The 18,541-nt window shown below is 44.6% G+C and carries 18 protein-coding genes, 3 tRNA genes and 1 pseudogene; 7 read left to right on the top strand and 15 right to left on the bottom strand.

All coding sequences use genetic code 11. The features are described from left to right. Positions 1-94: 94 nt before the first annotated feature. From EHO57_RS19060 to EHO57_RS07320, 3 genes and pseudogenes are all read left to right on the top strand, one after another. Positions 95-1,960: pseudogene (locus EHO57_RS19060) on the top strand (SpoIIE family protein phosphatase); the annotation flags it as partial. Next, on the top strand, positions 1,957-2,892 hold the full coding sequence (locus tag EHO57_RS07325; RefSeq protein ID WP_342776452.1) for a hypothetical protein: 936 nt from the start codon (positions 1,957-1,959) through the stop codon (positions 2,890-2,892). The pseudogene EHO57_RS19060 and the gene EHO57_RS07325, both read left to right, overlap by 4 nt. A 189-nt stretch (positions 2,893-3,081) precedes the next feature. Next, entirely contained in the window at positions 3,082-6,273 is a 3,192-nt protein-coding gene (locus EHO57_RS07320) for a SpoIIE family protein phosphatase (RefSeq protein WP_135644314.1), read from the top strand. A gap of 15 nt (positions 6,274-6,288) precedes the next feature. Here EHO57_RS07320 and dcd read toward each other — a convergent pair whose 3' ends face one another. Together dcd and EHO57_RS07310 are read right to left on the bottom strand one after the other, a co-directional pair. After that, positions 6,289-6,819, bottom strand: coding sequence for a dCTP deaminase (dcd, locus tag EHO57_RS07315; protein ID WP_135644312.1), 531 nt, complete (start codon positions 6,817-6,819; stop codon positions 6,289-6,291). Between the two features lie 71 nt (positions 6,820-6,890). Continuing rightward, positions 6,891-7,664: an enoyl-CoA hydratase/isomerase family protein gene (locus tag EHO57_RS07310; RefSeq protein ID WP_135644311.1), complete on the bottom strand. Its 774-nt coding sequence runs from the start codon at positions 7,662-7,664 to the stop codon at positions 6,891-6,893. A gap of 124 nt (positions 7,665-7,788) precedes the next feature. Between EHO57_RS07310 and EHO57_RS07305 the strand changes: the two genes are divergently transcribed. Then, a complete protein-coding gene (locus tag EHO57_RS07305) occupies positions 7,789-8,523 on the top strand; it encodes an LIC10067 family putative lipoprotein (protein ID WP_135644310.1) in 735 nt (244 codons plus the stop codon). A 68-nt stretch (positions 8,524-8,591) separates the two neighbouring features. Further along, a complete protein-coding gene (locus EHO57_RS07300) occupies positions 8,592-8,792 on the top strand; it encodes a hypothetical protein (RefSeq protein WP_135644308.1) in 201 nt (66 codons plus the stop codon). Positions 8,793-8,855: 63 nt separating this feature from the next. Here EHO57_RS07300 and EHO57_RS07295 read toward each other — a convergent pair whose 3' ends face one another. The 3 genes from EHO57_RS07295 to EHO57_RS07285 form a co-directional block, all read right to left on the bottom strand. After that, on the bottom strand, positions 8,856-9,227 hold the full coding sequence (locus EHO57_RS07295; protein ID WP_135644307.1) for a VOC family protein: 372 nt from the start codon (positions 9,225-9,227) through the stop codon (positions 8,856-8,858). A gap of 114 nt (positions 9,228-9,341) precedes the next feature. After that, positions 9,342-10,505: a hypothetical protein gene (locus tag EHO57_RS07290; RefSeq protein ID WP_135644305.1), complete on the bottom strand. Its 1,164-nt coding sequence runs from the start codon at positions 10,503-10,505 to the stop codon at positions 9,342-9,344. Further along, a complete protein-coding gene (locus tag EHO57_RS07285) occupies positions 10,505-12,109 on the bottom strand; it encodes an NAD(P)-binding protein (RefSeq protein ID WP_135644303.1) in 1,605 nt (534 codons plus the stop codon). Before EHO57_RS07285 ends, EHO57_RS07290 begins: the two co-directional genes overlap by 1 nt. A gap of 117 nt (positions 12,110-12,226) precedes the next feature. Between EHO57_RS07285 and EHO57_RS07280 the strand changes: the two genes are divergently transcribed. After that, the gene (locus EHO57_RS07280) at positions 12,227-12,982 is read left to right on the top strand and encodes an HAD family hydrolase (RefSeq protein ID WP_135644301.1); all 756 of its coding nucleotides are present in this window, start codon (positions 12,227-12,229) and stop codon (positions 12,980-12,982) included. 162 nt (positions 12,983-13,144) lie between these two features. Here EHO57_RS07280 and EHO57_RS07275 read toward each other — a convergent pair whose 3' ends face one another. After that, positions 13,145-14,005 carry a class I SAM-dependent methyltransferase gene (locus EHO57_RS07275; protein ID WP_135644300.1) on the bottom strand — a complete coding sequence of 287 codons (861 nt, stop codon included), beginning with the start codon at positions 14,003-14,005 and terminating at the stop codon, positions 13,145-13,147. Between the two features lie 152 nt (positions 14,006-14,157). Here EHO57_RS07275 and dapF point away from each other — a divergent pair, with 152 nt between their 5' ends. Next, positions 14,158-15,027: a diaminopimelate epimerase gene (dapF, locus tag EHO57_RS07270; RefSeq protein WP_135645428.1), complete on the top strand. Its 870-nt coding sequence runs from the start codon at positions 14,158-14,160 to the stop codon at positions 15,025-15,027. On the opposite strand, the gene EHO57_RS07265 is transcribed toward dapF, so the two are convergent. The 9 genes from EHO57_RS07265 to EHO57_RS07225 form a co-directional block, all read right to left on the bottom strand. Then, positions 15,028-15,738: a lysophospholipid acyltransferase family protein gene (locus tag EHO57_RS07265; RefSeq protein WP_135644298.1), complete on the bottom strand. Its 711-nt coding sequence runs from the start codon at positions 15,736-15,738 to the stop codon at positions 15,028-15,030. 15 nt (positions 15,739-15,753) lie between these two features. Further along, complete coding sequence (locus EHO57_RS07260; RefSeq protein ID WP_135644296.1) at positions 15,754-16,035, bottom strand: hypothetical protein; 282 nt, start codon at positions 16,033-16,035, stop codon at positions 15,754-15,756. A 394-nt stretch (positions 16,036-16,429) separates the two neighbouring features. Beyond that, positions 16,430-16,921: a WbuC family cupin fold metalloprotein gene (locus tag EHO57_RS07255; RefSeq protein ID WP_135644294.1), complete on the bottom strand. Its 492-nt coding sequence runs from the start codon at positions 16,919-16,921 to the stop codon at positions 16,430-16,432. Continuing rightward, the gene (locus tag EHO57_RS07250; RefSeq protein WP_135584600.1) at positions 16,905-17,084 is read right to left on the bottom strand and encodes a hypothetical protein; all 180 of its coding nucleotides are present in this window, start codon (positions 17,082-17,084) and stop codon (positions 16,905-16,907) included. Before EHO57_RS07250 ends, EHO57_RS07255 begins: the two co-directional genes overlap by 17 nt. A 293-nt stretch (positions 17,085-17,377) precedes the next feature. Continuing rightward, positions 17,378-17,454, bottom strand: a tRNA-Arg gene (locus EHO57_RS07245). Between the two features lie 10 nt (positions 17,455-17,464). Continuing rightward, complete coding sequence (locus EHO57_RS07240) at positions 17,465-17,896, bottom strand: hypothetical protein (RefSeq protein WP_135644292.1); 432 nt, start codon at positions 17,894-17,896, stop codon at positions 17,465-17,467. Continuing rightward, positions 17,850-18,296 carry a hypothetical protein gene (locus tag EHO57_RS07235; protein WP_135644290.1) on the bottom strand — a complete coding sequence of 149 codons (447 nt, stop codon included), beginning with the start codon at positions 18,294-18,296 and terminating at the stop codon, positions 17,850-17,852. The genes EHO57_RS07240 and EHO57_RS07235 overlap by 47 nt, the downstream gene beginning before the upstream one ends. Positions 18,297-18,336: 40 nt before the next feature. Beyond that, positions 18,337-18,425, bottom strand: a tRNA-Ser gene (locus EHO57_RS07230). Between the two features lie 12 nt (positions 18,426-18,437). Beyond that, positions 18,438-18,523 (bottom strand) — tRNA-Ser (locus EHO57_RS07225). Positions 18,524-18,541 lie beyond the last annotated feature (18 nt).

Here is an 18,541-nt window from a genome sequence, read left to right as displayed (position 1 = left end):
CGGAGGTTCCTTCTGTAAGAAGGGCCGGGCCTTCCTCAACGGACTCGGGGCCGCAGAGAAAGGATTTAAGGACGAGGTCTTCTCCCATTGGTCAGAAGATTGCCTTTGGGATGGAAAAGAACTCGGCGATGAAGAGTTACGTGCCGAGATACTCTGCTATTTCCGATATTTCAAACCCAGCGAGACCAGACACTATAGAAGGAGCAAAGACGGCTTAGGCCATTACGTTGCTTTCATGAAATTCATGCCGGAAAAGCAACAGATGAGCGAGGTAGGATTTTCTTATAGAGTGTATCGTGAATTCATGCACCCGACCACCGTGAAGCAAACGATTATCTTATTGATCGTTATCTTTGTGGTGCTCGCATTATTCCCTCTCTTCTTTAAGAATAGTTTGGTGGATCCTCTGAACAGCTTACTCTCCGGGGTAGAAAAGGTAAATAAAGGAGATCTAGATGTAGTCGTGCCGGTTAAGGTACGGGATGAGATCGGATTCTTGGCGGATTCTTTCAATGCCATGGTTGCTTCCATTAAACAGGCAAGAAGAGAATTGCAGGACTACGCTGAAAACCTGGAAGAAAAAGTTCGCGAAAGAACTAGAGAAGTCCAGGAGAAGATGGAAGAGGTCCAGAGACTCAAAGTGCAGCAGGACGGGGACTACTTCCTGACTTCCTTGCTAGCAAAGCCTCTATTCTATAACGCGAATAAATCCAAGCTGGTAAAAACGGATTTCATCATTCATCAAAAGAAACAGTTCGAATTCAGAGGAAAGCATTCTGATTTGGGCGGTGATATTTGTGTTACCGGGAATCTACGCTTGGGTCGCCCTGATTCGTTCAAGAGATATACCGTTTCCATGAACGGGGATGCAATGGGTAAGTCCATGCAAGGTGCCGGTGGAGCTCTCGTAATGGGAGTCGTGATGAACTCCATTCTTGCACGTTCTGCCGCGAATAACAGAGTCTTAGATGCAACTCCGGAGCAATGGTTAACTGAGATCTATAATGAGATCCATGCAGTCTTTAAATCCTTTAACGGGTCCATGGTGATCTCCGCTTCTTTATATTTGATCGAAGATGAGACAGGGATGTGTTGGTACTTCAATGCAGAGCACCCGTACTCGGTTTTGTATAGGGACGGTAAGGCGAGCTTTATCGAAGATGGATTGACTCTCCGGAAATTAGGTTTGGATTCCGAGTTCGAATTCAAAGTGCATAGTTTCCAATTGAAGAAGGGTGATATCATCATCCTCGGCTCCGACGGAAGGGACGATGTGGATCTAACTCCTGAGGAAACCATTCGTACTATCAACGAAGACGAGATGCTTTTCCTTCGCCATGTGGAAACTGCAAAGGCTAATCTAGAGGATATCGAGATAGAGATCCGCAAGACAGGAGAGCTTACGGACGACCTTTCCTTATTAAAGATAGAGTTCCAAGGAGAACCGAAGAAGGACGAGATCCAAGATATCTTTGAATCCTCGGATCATATCGACAAGGCTCTAAATACCGATTCTGTATACGAAGAAGCCAAAAAGATGTACAAGACAGGCCGCTTAGACGAGGCCTTGGATCTTCTCAAGACAGGATACTTGCATGATAGCGCTAACCAAAAGTTAAATAAGCTACTCGGTCTCTTGAGCTTCAAAGGAAAGGATTACGCAACTGCGGTCGAAGTACTCAGCAACTATCTGGGAATCGATCCGGACCTGCACGAGTACTGGTTCTATCTTTCGATCGCAAACAAGAAGATGGGCAAGTACGATCAGGCTCTTACCGCTAGCTTGAAACTCTTGGAAGTGGATCCGAATAATTTGTCGAATCTCATCAATCTCTCCGACATCTATCGTTTGATGGAGATGTACGATCGTGCGGAAGAATACGCTCGCAAGATCTTGCAAAGAGAACCTGGGAATGAGAACGCTCACAAGTTGATCCGATTGATCGAGAGAGATCGTTGATCTTCTTTAGGAATGCAAAGGCAGGGAGGATCTTGGGAGTTCTCAGGATCTGCCTTGCTCTGATGATCTGCATTCTACCGATCCTTGGTCAGTCCAATAAGAAATCCCAGACGAAGCCAGTTGAAAGCATTTTCCCTCTGATCTTAAGAGGTGGAGAGATCCAAGTCCAGATCCGAAATGAAACCGCGGAGAAGGATTGGAACCAATACGCATTTGAAAAGACCAAGGGTCTGATAGATGCCTATGAATCTTATACTGGAGTAAATTTTCACCAGGCGGCGGCCCCGATCTATAAGTCCCTTCCCGAATCGGAAAAGAACAAGATCAAACTCGTCCTGAAAGACGCGGTCTTTTTGAATGGGACCAGGATCGGTGGGTACAACAATGTCTCCGGAGACCTTGGCAAGGATCTGGGAATATTCATGGAGCCCGGGATCGTTCCCAAAGGGTATCCTGCACTCTTACTGCATGAGCTAGGACATTTTTATTTCACAGAACCGTCCTGGTTAAGCGAAGGGATCGTGTCCTTTTTACCTTACCTATTGGCCAAAAAAGGGCTCTTGAAACTGGACTCCGAAGAATTGTCTGCGGTCACCGACGAATGGAGTTTAGAAGAAGCCCGTCCGAGCAAGGATCTGCCTCTCTCGCAGGATTTTCGTGCCTTGGATCCTTCCCTCGGACTTTGGTTCTATTCAAAGGCAGTACGGACCCAGATGATCTTATACAAAGAGCTTGGAAATTCAGGATATAAGAGTTTTCTGAAGCAGATAACTCTTTCAGAAACCTTGAATACGGAAGGCGTCCTGAAGATCTTGAATAAGATCCAGAAGAAGAACTGGAATCAGATCTTGCAAGGTTGGGTCTTGCCTGGGGCTTACGGAGCGTACCCTGCAAATTCCTTTTTGCAGATGAAAGAAATTGATAAACTTTAGACTTGCTTTTTATATAGCCCGTGTTATATAAAAAAGCTGATTTAACGAGAAATTCTTTTTTCGTTTGATCGCATTTGTTCCGGCTTTTATATAATCCATTTATAAGTAGCTGTTTTCTTGGTTCGATCGATTTCAGTCGCAAAATGCGCTCAGCCGAATCGATATTAGGACCGATCAATTTTTAAGCGCATGGAAATACTTTCAATCTTACAAAACGACGTTCTTCTGAATTATTACTCTTTCGGAAGCTTGTTATCTGTTCTCGCCTTTCTATTTACATCCCTCTTCTTCCTATTCGTAAAGGAGAAGACTCCAAGTACTTTCCATCTCGCTTTAGGAGCCTTATTCTTCTCCTTCTTTTGTACGGGGTATTTCTTTGCGGCCTTCTTATATCATCCGAACGGTGCCTACCATCGATGGTTGACTGTGGGATTTATTCTTCCCGCCTTGACCCACCTTGGACAGTTCATGTCCCGCTATCCGCAGAATGCTCACCCTAAACTGAATCGGAATCTGCTGATCGTATTGTATTCGATCATGGCTATCGGGGTTTCTTACTTCTTCTATATCACCTTAAGTTCTCCTAAAAAGTATCACTTCACCGCTCATCAATGGGATTTCAATGCGGAGGCCGCTTCTAGAAATGTCGCGATCTTGATCGGTATCTTCGTTCTGATCTGCTTTCTGATCATTCCGGTCTGGAGAATGATGAAAACATCCGGAAGCACTCGCTTCGCGATCGGAGGTTTCATGGGCGCCCTTCTCATCGGAGGAGTGATCCCTGCGGTAACAAATATTCTCAGTCGGGACGGATGGATCGAAAGATCCACCTATTTGACTTCTATCGTTCTATTAATGACTGTAGGAGTTTTCTTGATCCTTGTGATCTTTTTGAACTTCAGCGAAGAGAAGACCACATTTATGGTCAAGATCGTGGGGATCACATTCGTGACCCTTATGTTGATCATGCAAGCCCTCGTATTCATTTCGAACCAGGATAAGGAAGCGGAATACGATACCAAGAGTATCGTGAATATGGCGCGGGTTCTGGAAGGTGGAAAGAAACCGCCGGAGATGGAATATATCGTGAACTGGGCCGGCGGTTCGAATAGCGTAGATTACTCTCAGTATGATAATAAATTGGATCTGCGTCTTCCTCAGTTGGAGATAGACTTTAAGAATACGATCCTATTCGAGCATATCAAGCTTCTTGCAGAAGATAATTTTAGGGAATCCCTGAAGAAGACCCTAGTTGGATCTCACGAATATTTCAGCGGTTATAGAGCCTCTATCCTTAAATTCTTGGAGAGAAATCCGAATCTGGAAGGGAAAGAGCTTAAGACGAAGTTATTCGATTATCTTGTATCTCTGAACACCGCAGTCTTCGTAACCTCGAACAAGCTCGAGTATATCTTTCCGAAAGATTTCTGCGTAGATGGAAGAAAATTCATGAAGGGTGCAAGCGGTGACGTTACTTACTTCAAGGACCATCTTCTTGCAAAATGGAAAGAGAAGGATGGAAGTTGCACCTTTGACGAAAAGGATCTGCTGATCGGTCACATGAAGGAAGAAGTCCTTCTCTACTTCCGTCCCTTCCAGCCGGCACTTTCTAGACATTATAGAAAGAGCTTAGACGAGTACCAACATTTCGTTACCTACATCAATTACGATGTCAAAAAGGATATCGTGAGTGAGGTCGGATACTCCTACCGTAAATACAGAGAGTTCATGCACCCGACTGCAGCCAAGCAGACCATAATCTTGGGTGTGGTTCTCGTGGTTGTATTCTTGGTATTTCCATTCTTCTTCCGCCAGAGCTTGGTATCTCCTTTGAACAGACTTCTCTCCGGAATGGAAAGGGTAAACGAGGGTGCTCTAGATGTCGAAGTCAAGGTGGACTTGAAAGACGAGATAGGCTTCTTGTCCGATTCCTTCAATAACATGGTGGCATCCATCCGTAAGGCTAGAGGAGAACTGCAGGATTATGCAGAGCATCTAGCCACAAAGGTAAGGGAAAGAACGAGAGAACTTTCCGAAAAGATAGAAGAATTACAAAGACTGAAAGTACAGCAGGACGGGGACTACTTCCTGACTTCCTTGCTTGCAAAGCCATTATTCTATAATGCTAATAAATCTTCTAAGGTAGGAACTCAGTTCATTCTTCGCCAAAAAAAGCAATTTGAGTTTAAGGGAAAGACCGCGGATCTAGGCGGGGATATTTGCGTTACCGGAAATCTTCGCTTAGGAAAACCAAACGATTTCAAACGTTACACATTTGCGATGAATGGGGACGCGATGGGCAAGTCCATGCAAGGAGCCGGAGGCTCTTTGGTCATGGGAGTCGTGATCAATTCCATTCTGGCTCGCTCTGCTGCAAACGATAGGGTCTTAGATGAAAGTCCGGCCGATTGGTTAACTGAGATTTACCAAGAGATGCAATCGGTCTTTAAGTCTTTTAACGGATCTATGGTGATCTCCGGTACTTTTGTTCTGGTCGAAGACGACACCGGTAAGGTCTGGTACTTCAATGCGGAGCACCCTTTCTCCGTTATGTATCGGGACGGAAGGGCCGGGTTCCTAGAAACCGGATTGACCCTTCGGAAGATCGGTCTGGATTCGGAATATGAGTTTAAGGTCCATACTACTCGACTAGAGCCGGGAGATGTTCTGATCATCGGTTCCGATGGTAAAGACGACTTAGATCTTACCCCAGAAAAAGAAGTTAGGACCATCAACGAAGATGAGATGCTCTTCTTGCAACTGGTCGAAAAGGGCCAAGGGGATCTTAACAAGATCGAGGAAGAGATCTTGGATTCGGGAGAATTAACGGACGACCTTTCTCTTCTTAAGATAGAATATTTGCCGATCCAATCTCCTGAAACGGATGCAAAGACGGATTCACTTTCCGATCCAATCGACTGGAAATTCATCTATAAGAAAGCAAAAGAAGACTATATGGGCGGACGCTTGAGCGAGGCTCTAGTCTCTCTCGAAGGACTGTATAAATCCGATCCCCAGAACACCAAGGTCACTAAACTCCTGGGACTTCTTAGTTTTAAAGGAAAGAATTACGCAAAGGCAGTCGAGGTCCTGAACAAGTATTTGGGCTCCGATCCGGATCTGGTGGAGTATTGGTATTATCTTTCCTTGGCGAATCGCAGAATAGGAAGAATGGACGAGGCAATTCTCGCAGCCAAGAGAATGGAAGAACTCCAGCCGGATAATCCTATGAACCTGATCAATCTTTCGGATCTATATCGCCAAACGGAACAATTCGAATTGGCCTTGGAATACGCGCATCTCGCCCTGCAAAAGGATCCCGAAAACGAAAGCGCTCAGAAATTAGTGAGATTGATCCAGAGAGATAGCAAGGCTTCTTAAAAGTATTAAGTATTCTTAATACTTTCCGTTCTCGAAGTCCTTGTATAGCATAGATGTTTGGATCCCTTTATTGCCTTGGTACTTGCCGGATTTGTATTCGGTGATCTCACCTTCTACGGTATGGTAGAAGATCTGGCAAATTTCCACATTTGGATATATGACCAAGGGTTGGATAACGGAGATCTCTAGGGTCCAAAATCCTTTAAACCCTACATCACCGAATCCAGCGGTCACATGCACATACATTCCCAACCTACCGATTGAAGAACGTCCTTCGAGCATAGGCACTAGGTTATGGGTCTCGGTGTATTCTAAGGTCCTTCCTAAGTATAGAACGCCCGGTTGTAAGAGTATTCCACTTTCAGGGATGATCAGGTTTTCGGAAGGGTTGGACTTCTTCATGTCCAACGGGGTCTCTGTATAACGCACAAGCTCGTTATGAAGTCTTAGGTTATAAGAGTTCGGATTCAACCTGTTGTCGGAATAAGGATCGATGACTATGTCCTTGTCTAATCTCTTCTTAATTTCCTTTCCAGTTAGAATCATTCGATTTTCCGATGCCTAGTTTTTTCCTATTTTTGCGTCCTGGCTTTGGGTCGCTTCCCTTTTTCGAATTTCTATCTTCCCTTAAATTCGGGTTTTCTCTTTTCTTTGAAAGCCCGTAAGGCTTCCAGTCTGTCTTCGGTTTGTAGGGTCTTATTATAATGTTTTCTCTCTATCTTTAAGGCGGTCTTAATGTCTTTCCCTTCCCCTTCATTGATCGCTAACTTGGCGAGCTTTAAAGAGATAGGAGCTTTTTCAGAAAGCAGTACTGCGAGCTTCTTTCCTGCAGTGAAAGCGGAATCATGCCAGACTGAATTTGCGAGTTGGATCTCCAGAGCAGTTTCCGCATTGATTACGGATGCAGTAAGAATAAGCTCCAATGCCTTTGTTCTTCCGATCCTTCTTGGAAGCCTTTGGGTTCCGCCTGCTCCGGGAATGATCCCTAAACCGGTTTCAGTCAGTCCTACTTTTGCCTCATGGCTCATAAGGATAAAATCGCAGCAGAGAGCCATCTCCAATCCACCGCCGTAAGCGTCTCCGTCCAAAGCAGCGATCGTTGGAAACGGAAGATTTTCCAGCGCTTGGAAACAGGCTCCTACCTGGTCCAAGAAACGATGTACTTCCTTTTCGGACATGTCTGCCCTTTCTTTTAGATCGGCACCTGCGCAGAAAACGGAACCTTCTCCGGAAAGGACCAAGGCGCGGATTTTCGGGTCTCTACCTGCCTTTTCTATACAGGACATAAGTTCTCGAAGCAATTCCCTAGAGATTGCATTCCGTTTTTCGGGTCGATTTAAACTAATAATGCACGTATAATCTTCGATCGAATAAAGAACTGTTTCGCTCATATTTGCCTTCTGGAAAAATCTTATTCCCGGACGAAGTATTTCTTCCGATAATTGGGTAGATTGCCCGGTTTTTCTAGATCGGCAAGCAAAACCGTTCGATTCGAGCGGTTCTAGGTTAAGGAAAATGCGGTCTTCGATGCAAGGTATTGTTTTAATTCTGATGATTTCCGTCTTCGGGATCTCTTGCTCCAATAGCAAAAACTCGGATCTGGCAAGTGAGTTGGGGATCGGCGACCCGGTGATCACTTCGATCGATCCTCCTTCCGGATCTCCTCCGATCGGTACCAGCCCTGGAACTTCTATCACGATCAATGGGAGACTTTTTTCCGGGACCGCAAGCAATAATACTATAACGTTTAACGGGGTATCGGCCACTGTTCTGACTGCGACCACTACGCAGATCACAACCGTTGTTCCTGCGGGAGCTTCTACCGGTACTCTCTTCCTTTCTAAATCCGGTTCCGGAGCCGTAGTTTGCGATAAGAACAATGGCAGCACTGCAATGAATTGCTATGGCAGTACATTCTACATAGACTGCTACAAGTCGTTTAACAATCAGTATGGCGAGGAGATCGGGGTAACGTATCCAGATTCCAAGAGCTTTGCGATTACCGGCCAGACGGGAACAGTAGCCCTCAGGATCGATCTAAATCCGGAAGGGCCTACTAATGTGAAGTTAGGCTGCGATACGTACTTGGTGTATTCTAAGTTTTCCAAGTCTTGTGGAAGAACGGATGTGGGCAATCCGAACGATACTTCTACCTGGATCTATCAGCCTACTCTAACCTTTCCGAGCTATTATACCGTTCAGATGTTCGTGACGGCAGGCAAGGGGAATTGCGAAATCTCATTTCCTTAATATGAAGCCTAAAAAAATACTTGGTTTATTCTTAATACTGGTTTAGCATTCGGTTAGGGGAGGATCAAATGAGCACGATTACTGCAGCATATCTTGGATTACCGGACAAGCCTTCCTCGGACCCTCGCAAGATGCCTAAAATGGAAGGAGTCGCTAATAAGCCTTATGAGAATAAGCAAGCGGACACCTTCGATCAAAAGGCAATGAATCCGAGTTATGCAGGCGATATCTATAAGATCAAAGGCGCCTTTGTAGACAAACTTTCCTAAGCTTTTCAATAAAAAAGCCCTCGGATCGAGGGCTTTTTACTTTTAAGACGAATTCTGAAAAGATCAGTCTTCTTTATAATTGATCTCTAAAATGTTTCCGGACGGATCCAAGAAATGGAGAAATTCTCCCCCGTCTCTTGCTTCTGGCCCTCTTACGATCTGAACCGATTTAGATTCGAGTTCAACGATCGCTTCGGTAAAGTCATCCACGTCCAAAACGAAGCTTAAAACAGGAGACTTAACTTCGGAAAGGGAGCTTTTTGCGCCGTTGGTATTGAGGAGCTTAATGTTCACGGAATCGAGGCCGATGATCGCGAACTCATTTCCTTTCTCCTCTAAGGTCTCGAAATCGAAGAGCTCGGAATAGAATTTAACGGAAGATTCGATGTCCCCCGTTGGTATTACAATATAATCGATTCCTTCTACGATGATCATTGAGGTAGATCCTGTTTTCCTTTTTCGTCATTATGAGATGAAAACCGAGCTTGTCTATCGGAAAACCGCAAGGAGGGCGTTTTTCAGTCCCTGGGGGATTTGGAGCATATTGATTCAAGGATCAAGCTTTTGGAAACCCAAGAATCCTCTTAGCTCTCTATTGTCCTCTCCGCCCTTCCATAGAAAACCGTCTAGAATATAATGAGTGAACTGAGGAAGAAAGAAAAGAGGAACAAGTATGAACTCGAAGCCAAGCCCCAGTTCCGATCGTATTACGGATTTGTTTCCAAACAGATCGGAATGTTCTCTCCAAACGAAACTATCCCAAAGCCATTCTTCGGAAAATGCCAATATGATTAAGATCAATACAAAAGGAAGAAGGGCAAGAATTCCCTTTTGGAATGCGGAATAAAAGACTGAGGGAAGATTCTTTCTTCTAAAACTGGAATACGCAAATACCAGGGCTATGTATGGAATGCCGTGATTGATTACATTTGTAAGAGTAAAAGCAAAGTCGTCATTTAAGTATACAATGCCTATATACCAAACCAAAGAGGTGTTTGTTATCAGTAAGATCTTTCCTAGAGAGATCTGTTTCTCGTTCAAAAGATAATAGATCTGGCTTATAGCATATCCTAAAAGCCAGATCCAGAAAAGAACATGGACAGACTTTGCAAGTAGTTCGTTCGGAAAATAGAAGAAGTCCCCTTCCATAAACCATTCGAAACGTCTGGTATCAGGAGTGAGATGCCAGTACACGACCGGTAAAATGGTGACTGCATACAAGGTTACCTTATCCCATAAAAGAGAAAGATTGCTGGAACCTTCTTCTTTGCGAGAATAGAGAGCAAGAAAACCGTACTGTTGTCGGATGAAGTGAAATACTGCCAGATAGGCGACTGCACTCCAGAAGACTAACTTTCCGAAAGAATAAAGTATCAAAGCGAATACGAAACAAAATAAAGGAGTCAGGGTAAGGAGGGTCTTCTTTCGATTCCATACTTCCTTGTCCCAATAGGCCCTGAATAAGGTGGAATATACATGAGATACGTCTACTCCCGGAATGAGCAGAAGCCAAAGCCAAGGTGGTAATGCTTTGCCATCGGTTCTTCCCGAACCCAAGCCGATATCTTTTGGGAAATCCAATTGATGTGAGATAAATGCAATGAGCACGGCCAGGAACCCAGGGGCAATAAACCAACTCAGATCATAAGCACGAGAGATGATCCATTTGCTTCTATCTTCTCCCGGCAAGTTCTCTTTAGTATGCCCGCTCATTAGGCTTTCCCTTGGGCCTGCACTTTCTTGGAGGCTTCGAACCCTCTGTACAATGCTTCTTCAAAGATGGAGATCCCGCTTAGATCGCAATGAGCGAAATGGATTCCCGGGCCGGAGCGAGCCAGCTTTTCTCTTTCTCCTCCCCAGATGAATCCGGGGACCGGACGGATCATTGCATGAGCATGGGTCATGATATCTATCCTGGAGACCAGACTTTCGATATTTGGATGAGGCTTTTTCAGATCGGCAAGGATCTCTTCTTTCCAGTTCTCCCAGGTCTTAGGAAGCATGGCTCTTCTTGCGGCAAGAGTATCCTTCTCCGCAAATGCAAGATAGTAGGTCAAAACGGATGAAGGACGAAGCGCGCGCAGATCTTGGTGAGTGGAAACAACATAACCAAGGGATCTGCTCTTGTAGATCACATTCTCCCAAGCAGGCGGATGACCTTTGCCTTGCGGAAGTTCGTCTACAAATAGATTTGCGACCAACCAAGGAGAATATTCCAAATTTTGCAGAAAGCTTTCCTTCTCTCCCAGAATATACTTTCGGGTAAAAGAAGGAAGAGCATAGATCACCTGCTCCGCTTCGAATAGAATATCTTTGCGTCCGTTCACATCGTACGCATTGATCTCCCATTTGCTTCCTTGCTTTTTGATCCTTTCTATTAGAGTCGCAGTCTTGATCTTTCCTTGAGAAGGTCTCTGTAGGAGCTCCAACAAAAATCCGTTCCCTTCCGGCCAGGTCAATACGGGAGGGGATTCTTCTTCATAACGTAAACGGGAACAGAAATAATGCAGACCTGCCCAAGCGGAAATAACGTTGGCATTCCCACCATAATCGTCTCTGGTACAATAATCCGCATACCATAGCAATTCGGGAGATTGGATCCCTTGTTCTTTTAAATATTGGGAGAAGGAAATGCGATCCAGTTTGACGATCTCCGGATCCCTAGAAGAAAGATCGATAGGAATGCAAAAAGCTTTATGGCCGTCTCGTCCGATCCGATTCTGCCAATGGTTGATGATCTTTCTGAACAAGAGTTCTTGCGCATCCGGTTCACCCGATCTACGAGGGACCAGACCTGCCTGCCATCTTCCTTGGTAATACAATCTTTCTTCGGGATCGAAGCAGAGATATTTTTCCGGATAGATAGGATTTCCCTGGGAGTCTTTTCCTAGAATGAGGCCGTTCTCTTCTAAGAATTTTCGGACTAACACACTTTCCGGTCCCGGTTGAGGAAGATAATGAGCACCCCAAGGATATTTCAGTGAATTCGTTTCGGAGTATCTGGAATTTCCTCCGGCTTGTTGCTCCAGATCTAAGATGAGATAGTCTTGGATCCCAAGCTTGGAGAGATAATAACCGGAAGATAAACCGCAGACTCCCGCACCTGCGATGAGTACCTTTGTTTTGATCCTTTCTCCTTGTGGAGAAAAATCGGTACGAGCGGCCCTGAGCCTATGGCCGGTTTCGCGATCGGGCCCGAGAATGGAGCCGACAATCCTTCTCTTTCTCCATCTGAAATAGGAACCGATCCCGAGTAATGCGAAACAAAGGCCAAGGACTGAGAGAAATATTTTTCTAGAAAAACGATCTTCCTGCATAGAAAAGCGAATTGCAGATTAGTTTTCGCCAAAGAAGAAGCAAGGAAAAAGAAATTTACTTTTGGATTTCCAAAGCATTCTCCTTGGCTTTTGCGCCTAGATCCGAATATTCATCCTATGGCTGTTCTTTTGGATCTGGACAATACTCTTTTCGATTCCAGTAAAATCTACTATGCAACGATCAAAAGTCTGGAGGCAAACGCTAAGTCTCTGGGTTTTTCTTCCGGAAAGGAATTTAAAAAGCTCTATGATTCTGTCCGAACAGAAGTGAAGAAGGAACTACCTGAAAATCCCGTCAATCGACTCCGGATCCTTTACTTTAAAAAGATATCGGAACTCTTACATAAAGGAGTGGATCCCGCCTTTATCCTAAGACTGGATGCTGCATACTTCCGTTTTTTCTTGGATGGGATCAAAGAATGGAAGAAGGAAAACTTGGCAGAATTCAAACGAATTCTTTCCTTGCTCAGAGAATTGCAAGAAGTGCAAAGCATCGTTCTGATCACGAACGAATCTCTTAGAACGCAAGTATTGAAACTTTCTGTCCTTCTTCCTAAAGATATTCGATACGGTTTGGTAACTTCCGAAGAATCGGGAGCTGAGAAGCCATCTCCTGTTATCTTTCAAAAAGCCTTAAATGGAGAAGATCCTAAAAAGTCATATTTGATCGGAGATTCTCTGCAAGACGATATTAAGGGTGGCCTATCCTTGGGGCTGGAAACGTTTCATTTAGACGCTCCGATTGCTTCCGGCAAAAAGAAAACCGTCCTCGAAAAGAAAAGCCTGGATGGAAAATCCTATTGGCATTCTCCGGACCTTGCATCCGCTTTGAATTATATTTTAAGTTTAGAAAACGGGAATTTGGTTCTTTGAGTTTGAAATTTTTGCATTTCTGAATTACTCAAAATTCCAACTAGGAAATTCTCACTGTTAAATCTGAGATCGCTCGTAAGATCGAATTCAATAAGTACATTGTTTTAAAGAACTCGAGCCTTTCAGAAAGGAAATAGAGATATCGTATAAATACAGCTCTTACTATTTCTTTCTTAACAACGCGAATAAAGTCAGATTTAAGTTTATCTGTTTGAAAGTAAGATACCAAAGAAGTAGCGTCCCGTAGTAAAAAGACTTTTTCAGAAAGATCCCCAGCTTTGCTTTCGGGCCGGAAATCCCGGAAACAGAAGCGATCGGTTTTAAAATAGAAAACTCGACAGAAGAGAATCCGCATTGCTTCGCAAGAAGACCAAGTGTCTTTTCAGTGTAATCATTGATATGATCTTTGGCTTCTAGATAATGTCCGCCTTCTTGCATTCCTTTCATGGCGACTTTCAGTTTTGCCTTGAATAGTTGGACCGGGAAATTCGGAGTTTGAACGAATAGGAATCCGCCAGGCTTTAGCAGACTGAATAAATACTCTAAGAGACTTTGAGGTTTCGGGATATGTTCGATCACGTCCCAAAGAGTGATGATATCAAAACTTTCTTTTGGCAATCCGCTGTCTTGTACGATGCCCGGGAACACCTGCTTGAGCCCGTTCTTTTCTCTTGCGAACTGGACTGCTTTTTCGGAGATCTCGTAGCCGATCGCTTCCCAACCGGGACGAGTAGCCCCCACAGTCTTTACGAAGAAGCCAAGTCCGCAGCCCACATCTAAGATCCGCCCTTTGGGGGAGCGAATGAATTTTTGAATGAAGTCTTGGTAGATCTCTCTGTGAGCCACATCCCACCAGTCTAAATCATAACTGGTCTCGTCGTCCCAGTAACCTTCATAATGTTCTTCTTGTTCGTATGTGGAGAAGGCGTGGGTGCAATTCAGGCAACGCACGATGGGGATGCCGTTTTCGACAAAGAGGGTTTTGTTTTTATCGCTGCCGCAGAGGTAACAGATCTGGTTCAAGAGGGATTCCGATTGGGAGATGAGGTTTATCCTTGGGCGGTTCGATCTAAATTCCAGTAAAAAACGAATGCCTTTCGGGGCTTTTTGGATTTTCGAGTACGGGTTGGACGAAAAGCATGGAACTATCCTCTTCGATTCGTAAGGAGAAACGTTTGGCAAAGGTGCATTTCACAAAAATGGAAGGAATTGGGAACGACTACGTATATGTAGACGCGACCAAGGATGATTTGCGTTTGAGCGCAGAGCAGATCCAAAAACTTTCAGATCGCAATTTCGGGATCGGAGGAGACGGAGTCATCTTCATTCGTTCTTCTCAAAAAGGCGATTTCCAAATGGACATGTACAATGCGGACGGATCTTCCTCCGAGATGTGCGGGAATGGGATCCGTTGTGTCGGAAAATTCGTTTATGATCACGGCCTAACAAATAAGAAACAACCCAAGATAGAGACCGGCGCGGGGATCCTAGAATTGGATCTGCAAGTAAACGGCTCGAATAAGGTGGAACAAGTTTCCGTGGATATGGGCAAACCGATTCTCATTCCTTCTCTTGTTCCTGTAAAATGGGAAAATGAAAATCCGATCATTGATCAACCTTTGGCTTGGCTCACAGAGCAGCCTGGATATTCTTCTTATCATTTGAAATTCAGTGCGGTTAGTATGGGAAACCCACACTGCGTGATCTTTGTGGACGATCCCGATTCTTTTCCTGTGAGAGAGATCGGTCCGATGATAGAAAACCATACGGCATTGTTTCCTCGCAGAGTGAATGTGGAGTTCGTAAATCTAAGAGGAAAGGACCATCTTTACCAAAGGACTTGGGAAAGAGGGGCCGGTGAAACTCTGGCTTGCGGAACGGGTGCTTGCTCAGTCATGACTGCTTCTCATCTTACCGGAAGGACCGGAAAGGATGTAAGGATCGATCTGAGAGGGGGAACTTTGAGAGTGCAGTGGCTGGAGTCCGGACATGTACTCATGACAGGTCCCGCAACAGAAGTATTCACCGGAGTGGTAGAAGTCTAATCAGGCTTCTACATAACTTCCTTCCAGGAGTTTAGTCATTCTGCTTCGGACCTCTCCTGAAAGTTGCTTCATATTCTCTTCTAAGGTGCCGGAGAGAAACTCCCTATGGTCTACTTTCTCTCCGTAGACTACTTTGACTTTCTTGTAGATAGAACGCTTCTTTATATCGCAGACTTCTTTAGGCATTCCCATAAAGCTACGCACGATAGGCGGAATAGGGATATCCGAATAACTCTCTTCGACAGGAATGATCACGGAAGGAAGAATATCCACTTTATTACGGATCGAGAATGCGGCAAAGCCCGTATGAAAGTCCACCATTCCGGAACTGAAATCGTTTTTGACCATATAATCATGGCCTTCCGGAAAGATACCCAATACATCTCCTCGTTTAAAGACTTGTTGGATCATCTTAATGGAGCCGATGGAAATATTTCCGTCGATGGACATTGGGATCCCACCTGCGATCTTTGCTAGATCCTTGAAGATAGGAATTCTGAAAGTATATTCTGCAGCGATCCAAGAAATGAATCTGGGGAATGTATAAGAAAGAATGAAAGGATCCATATCGGATCTGTGATTGCAAGTGAGGATGAGTTTACCTTCGGTTACTAGGTTCTCCGTTCCGTACGCACTTATGTTCACCGCCATTCCAATGAAGGGCGCTACGAAATTCTTGATCCGAAGATATGTCTTTGCTTCTTTCTCCACACTAAGAACCTCTTGCTACTCTCCTAAGAAAACGCTCCACCATTTCTTATCTTGGTCACCCTGCTTAGGAGAATTCGGCTCCGACCCTGGAGAGTTCGTCTCCATTCTGTTAGGTCTTCCGTAATCTCTTTGCTTGCGCTTCGGTTGAACATTAGAAAGATTTCTTTTGATCTCTTCGTATTCCTTAGAGGCGCTAGAGTTCGAGCGTATATAATTTCGAATATCGTCCCATTCTGGGTCGTCTTCGCTGCCGTAAGCAGCATAGTTGAATAGATCGATCTGATCGAATTCGGGCATACTATTCCTTTCCGTTAAGGGGAAGTCCAAATGGATTCTGAGTAAAATCGCTTTTTACGCAATTCTACTCAAACCATTCGCATGTTTGCCCGGGAAAATACTATGGCAACAGTTTTCGTAAATTTCAAACCGGATTTTCAGCAACGGAATTTAAAAAATCTCTCGAGAAGAACTGAATTTGAGACTTTCATTTTCCGAATGTTTAAGTTATGGAGAGAGAAAATCTCCCCCCTTTAAACAGACATAATTATAAAGAATCGGAAGACGAGAGAGATACGAGTACGGCGACGAATCGGGGAAGGGTGATCCCATTTCCTTCTCCACCCGGAAGGAATTTGAAAAAAATCCGGGAATTGTACGAAATACTTTTCGATCCAAAGCGCTAGGACCGAGCTTAGATCTCAGATGCCTCGAATAGGCCTCTGAGATAGTTCAAGTATTCGGTTTTCTCGGTTTGATTTTCGGAAGGAGCCCAAGACGCGAACTCCTTGTCCGTGGTCGGATCATATGGTCCCGATTTTCCTTCGAAGCAAATGCAAGTATCCGAAAGGCATACCAGGGTATGGTATACACCCGGACTCAGATCGATCCCGTAAATCGGTCCTTCGGAAGAGAGTAGATGTTTTTCGAGCACTCTACCGTCTTCTGCAAAGAGTATGAATCCTAGTTTTCCTTTGAGTACTAAAAAGGTTTCGGGCTTAGGTGGGTTTTTGTGTCGATGAGCTTGTACGTACGTGTCACGAGTTAGTACGTTTAAGAATCTTTGGTAGGGTTCGTGAAGTTCGTGAAAGTTATGATTGGTTCTTCCTCTAACAGAAGAAGAAGCGATAGGAAGGAGTTTTTGGAATAACTCCTGATCTATGAGTTGTTTATCCGGCCGCGACAAGTTGTAGATGCTGCTCACAATACGCGATCAGATAATCTTTGCAAGCGGTGCAAGTATCTGCGGCTCCGCAAGCCTTGACTACTTCGCGATAGTCCTTTCCTTCCTGTTTAGCAGTCTCTACGATTCTTTCAAACGTGATTTGAGCGCAATGGCACTTTTCCATCTGTAGTTCCCGGTCTCTCTCTAAGACTATCGTTTTTGAGACTCAGTATTAAAGTCAAGTTTTCTGGTACAAAATTTCTAAATAATTTAATCCCTAAAGAGACATAATTAATACGGCGTACTACAGCCAAATAAAAGGAAACTGGAATGGACGAGCTAGCAAAAGAGATCGAAGCGTTATCCTGCGATGCGACAAGCAGGCAAGAAGAAGTTTCCGAATTTGAATGAGGATTGCTTGGTGCTTCGCAGATTTAAGCGGAGAGCTCGGTTCTCGCGAAGCGAGAATTTGCCATGTGGTGCGCCCAGAAGGATTCAAACCTCCGACCTTCTGATCCGTAGTCAGACGCTCTATTCAGCTGAGCTATGGGCGCGGGTTTTGGCTTAGAAGAGCCGTTTTTCCAACAGTGCTAAATGCTCCGCCGGAAGTTTCGGGACCAGTTTTTTTCCCTTAGTGTAATTGTATAGCAGGAAACCGGATAGGCCAAGATAGATAATCACTCCAGCGAGGTGCGCAAGATTGGCTAGCCAGGGTCCTGCAACCGGGATCATAGAGAAGAACCAAGATACCATTAGAAATGCGATGAAGTAGAGAACGTTCAATAAGGCAAGTTTGGAATGTCTATATACTTCCGCTTCTTGGGGAAAGAAGGTGAATCCTAGAAGCCAATTCCCAAAGAGGGGAAGGGTGACTAGATAGACACGAAAGATTTCCGTTCTTGTGAATGCAACGGCTTGTTCCCAATACGGGGAAACAAGTCCTAGAGCCTTAGCTTTGAGATCCGCGAATTTTGCTGAGTATTTTTCGAACTTCATTCTCTATTTCCGGAAAGAAAGGTAATACGAATAATTTGCCCTGGTATGCTTGGAGGGCTCCTAAGATCCCATAACCCAATAAGGAAATCCAAGCGACATAGCTGATAAAATCCGTAACGATAGGATTCGCATGGATCCATCTAAGTACGGTGCTCAAGATAGGAAACTCTCTTAAGAACCAAACTAGAAGATATAAAAATACAAAACCGGAGTTGAGCTTGATGGCTTGGACTGCGTGGAACTTGCAAATTTCTTGGCGTCTTCTGAAAAACCAAGGAAGAGCCCATCCAAAAAAAGGAATATAGGAGATTGCGGCAAAAAGATTGGGATAGTCATCCCCTTCTAACAATCGCTTTGTCTCTTCCAGGAATTCCCGGGTGTTGAATCTCTGGTCAGACATTCTTTTTGTTCCCGCGATCAGGTTTTGTTTAGGAAATTTTCGGAGACGCAGGGATTCGAACCCTGGGTACAGGTTACCCCATACGACAGTTTAGCAAACTGCTCCTTTCGACCGCTCAGGCACATCTCCATGATTTCCATTCGGAGAAGGTAGGATTCGAACCCACGGTGGGAGTTACCCACGACGGTTTTCAAGACCGCTGCCTTAAACCACTCGGCCACTTCTCCGGTTAAGGATTACTTTAC

Origin of the sequence: Leptospira langatensis (assembly GCF_004770615.1) — a bacterium.
GTDB classification, from domain to species: Bacteria; Spirochaetota; Leptospiria; order Leptospirales; family Leptospiraceae; genus Leptospira_B; species Leptospira_B langatensis.
This window is presented reverse-complemented; position numbering and strand designations above follow the sequence as displayed.

What these genes read in the sequence shown, in the direction of transcription:
- EHO57_RS07310 (WP_135644311.1), bottom strand. Translation starts at nt 7,664, where the DNA reads ATGAGCGAAACAGTTCTTTATTCGATCGAAGATTATACGTGCATTATT.
- EHO57_RS07235 (WP_135644290.1), bottom strand. Translation starts at nt 18,296, where the DNA reads ATGTCTGACCAGAGATTCAACACCCGGGAATTCCTGGAAGAGACAAAG.
- EHO57_RS07305 (WP_135644310.1), top strand. Translation starts at nt 7,789, where the DNA reads ATGCGGTCTTCGATGCAAGGTATTGTTTTAATTCTGATGATTTCCGTC.
- EHO57_RS07285 (WP_135644303.1), bottom strand. Translation starts at nt 12,109, where the DNA reads ATGCAGGAAGATCGTTTTTCTAGAAAAATATTTCTCTCAGTCCTTGGC.
- EHO57_RS07260 (WP_135644296.1), bottom strand. Translation starts at nt 16,035, where the DNA reads ATGCCCGAATTCGATCAGATCGATCTATTCAACTATGCTGCTTACGGC.
- EHO57_RS07280 (WP_135644301.1), top strand. Translation starts at nt 12,227, where the DNA reads ATGGCTGTTCTTTTGGATCTGGACAATACTCTTTTCGATTCCAGTAAA.
- EHO57_RS07250 (WP_135584600.1), bottom strand. Translation starts at nt 17,084, where the DNA reads ATGGAAAAGTGCCATTGCGCTCAAATCACGTTTGAAAGAATCGTAGAG.
- EHO57_RS07240 (WP_135644292.1), bottom strand. Translation starts at nt 17,896, where the DNA reads ATGAAGTTCGAAAAATACTCAGCAAAATTCGCGGATCTCAAAGCTAAG.
- dcd (WP_135644312.1), bottom strand. Translation starts at nt 6,819, where the DNA reads ATGATTCTAACTGGAAAGGAAATTAAGAAGAGATTAGACAAGGACATA.
- EHO57_RS07295 (WP_135644307.1), bottom strand. Translation starts at nt 9,227, where the DNA reads ATGATCATCGTAGAAGGAATCGATTATATTGTAATACCAACGGGGGAC.
- EHO57_RS07290 (WP_135644305.1), bottom strand. Translation starts at nt 10,505, where the DNA reads ATGAGCGGGCATACTAAAGAGAACTTGCCGGGAGAAGATAGAAGCAAA.
- EHO57_RS07300 (WP_135644308.1), top strand. Translation starts at nt 8,592, where the DNA reads ATGAGCACGATTACTGCAGCATATCTTGGATTACCGGACAAGCCTTCC.
- EHO57_RS07320 (WP_135644314.1), top strand. Translation starts at nt 3,082, where the DNA reads ATGGAAATACTTTCAATCTTACAAAACGACGTTCTTCTGAATTATTAC.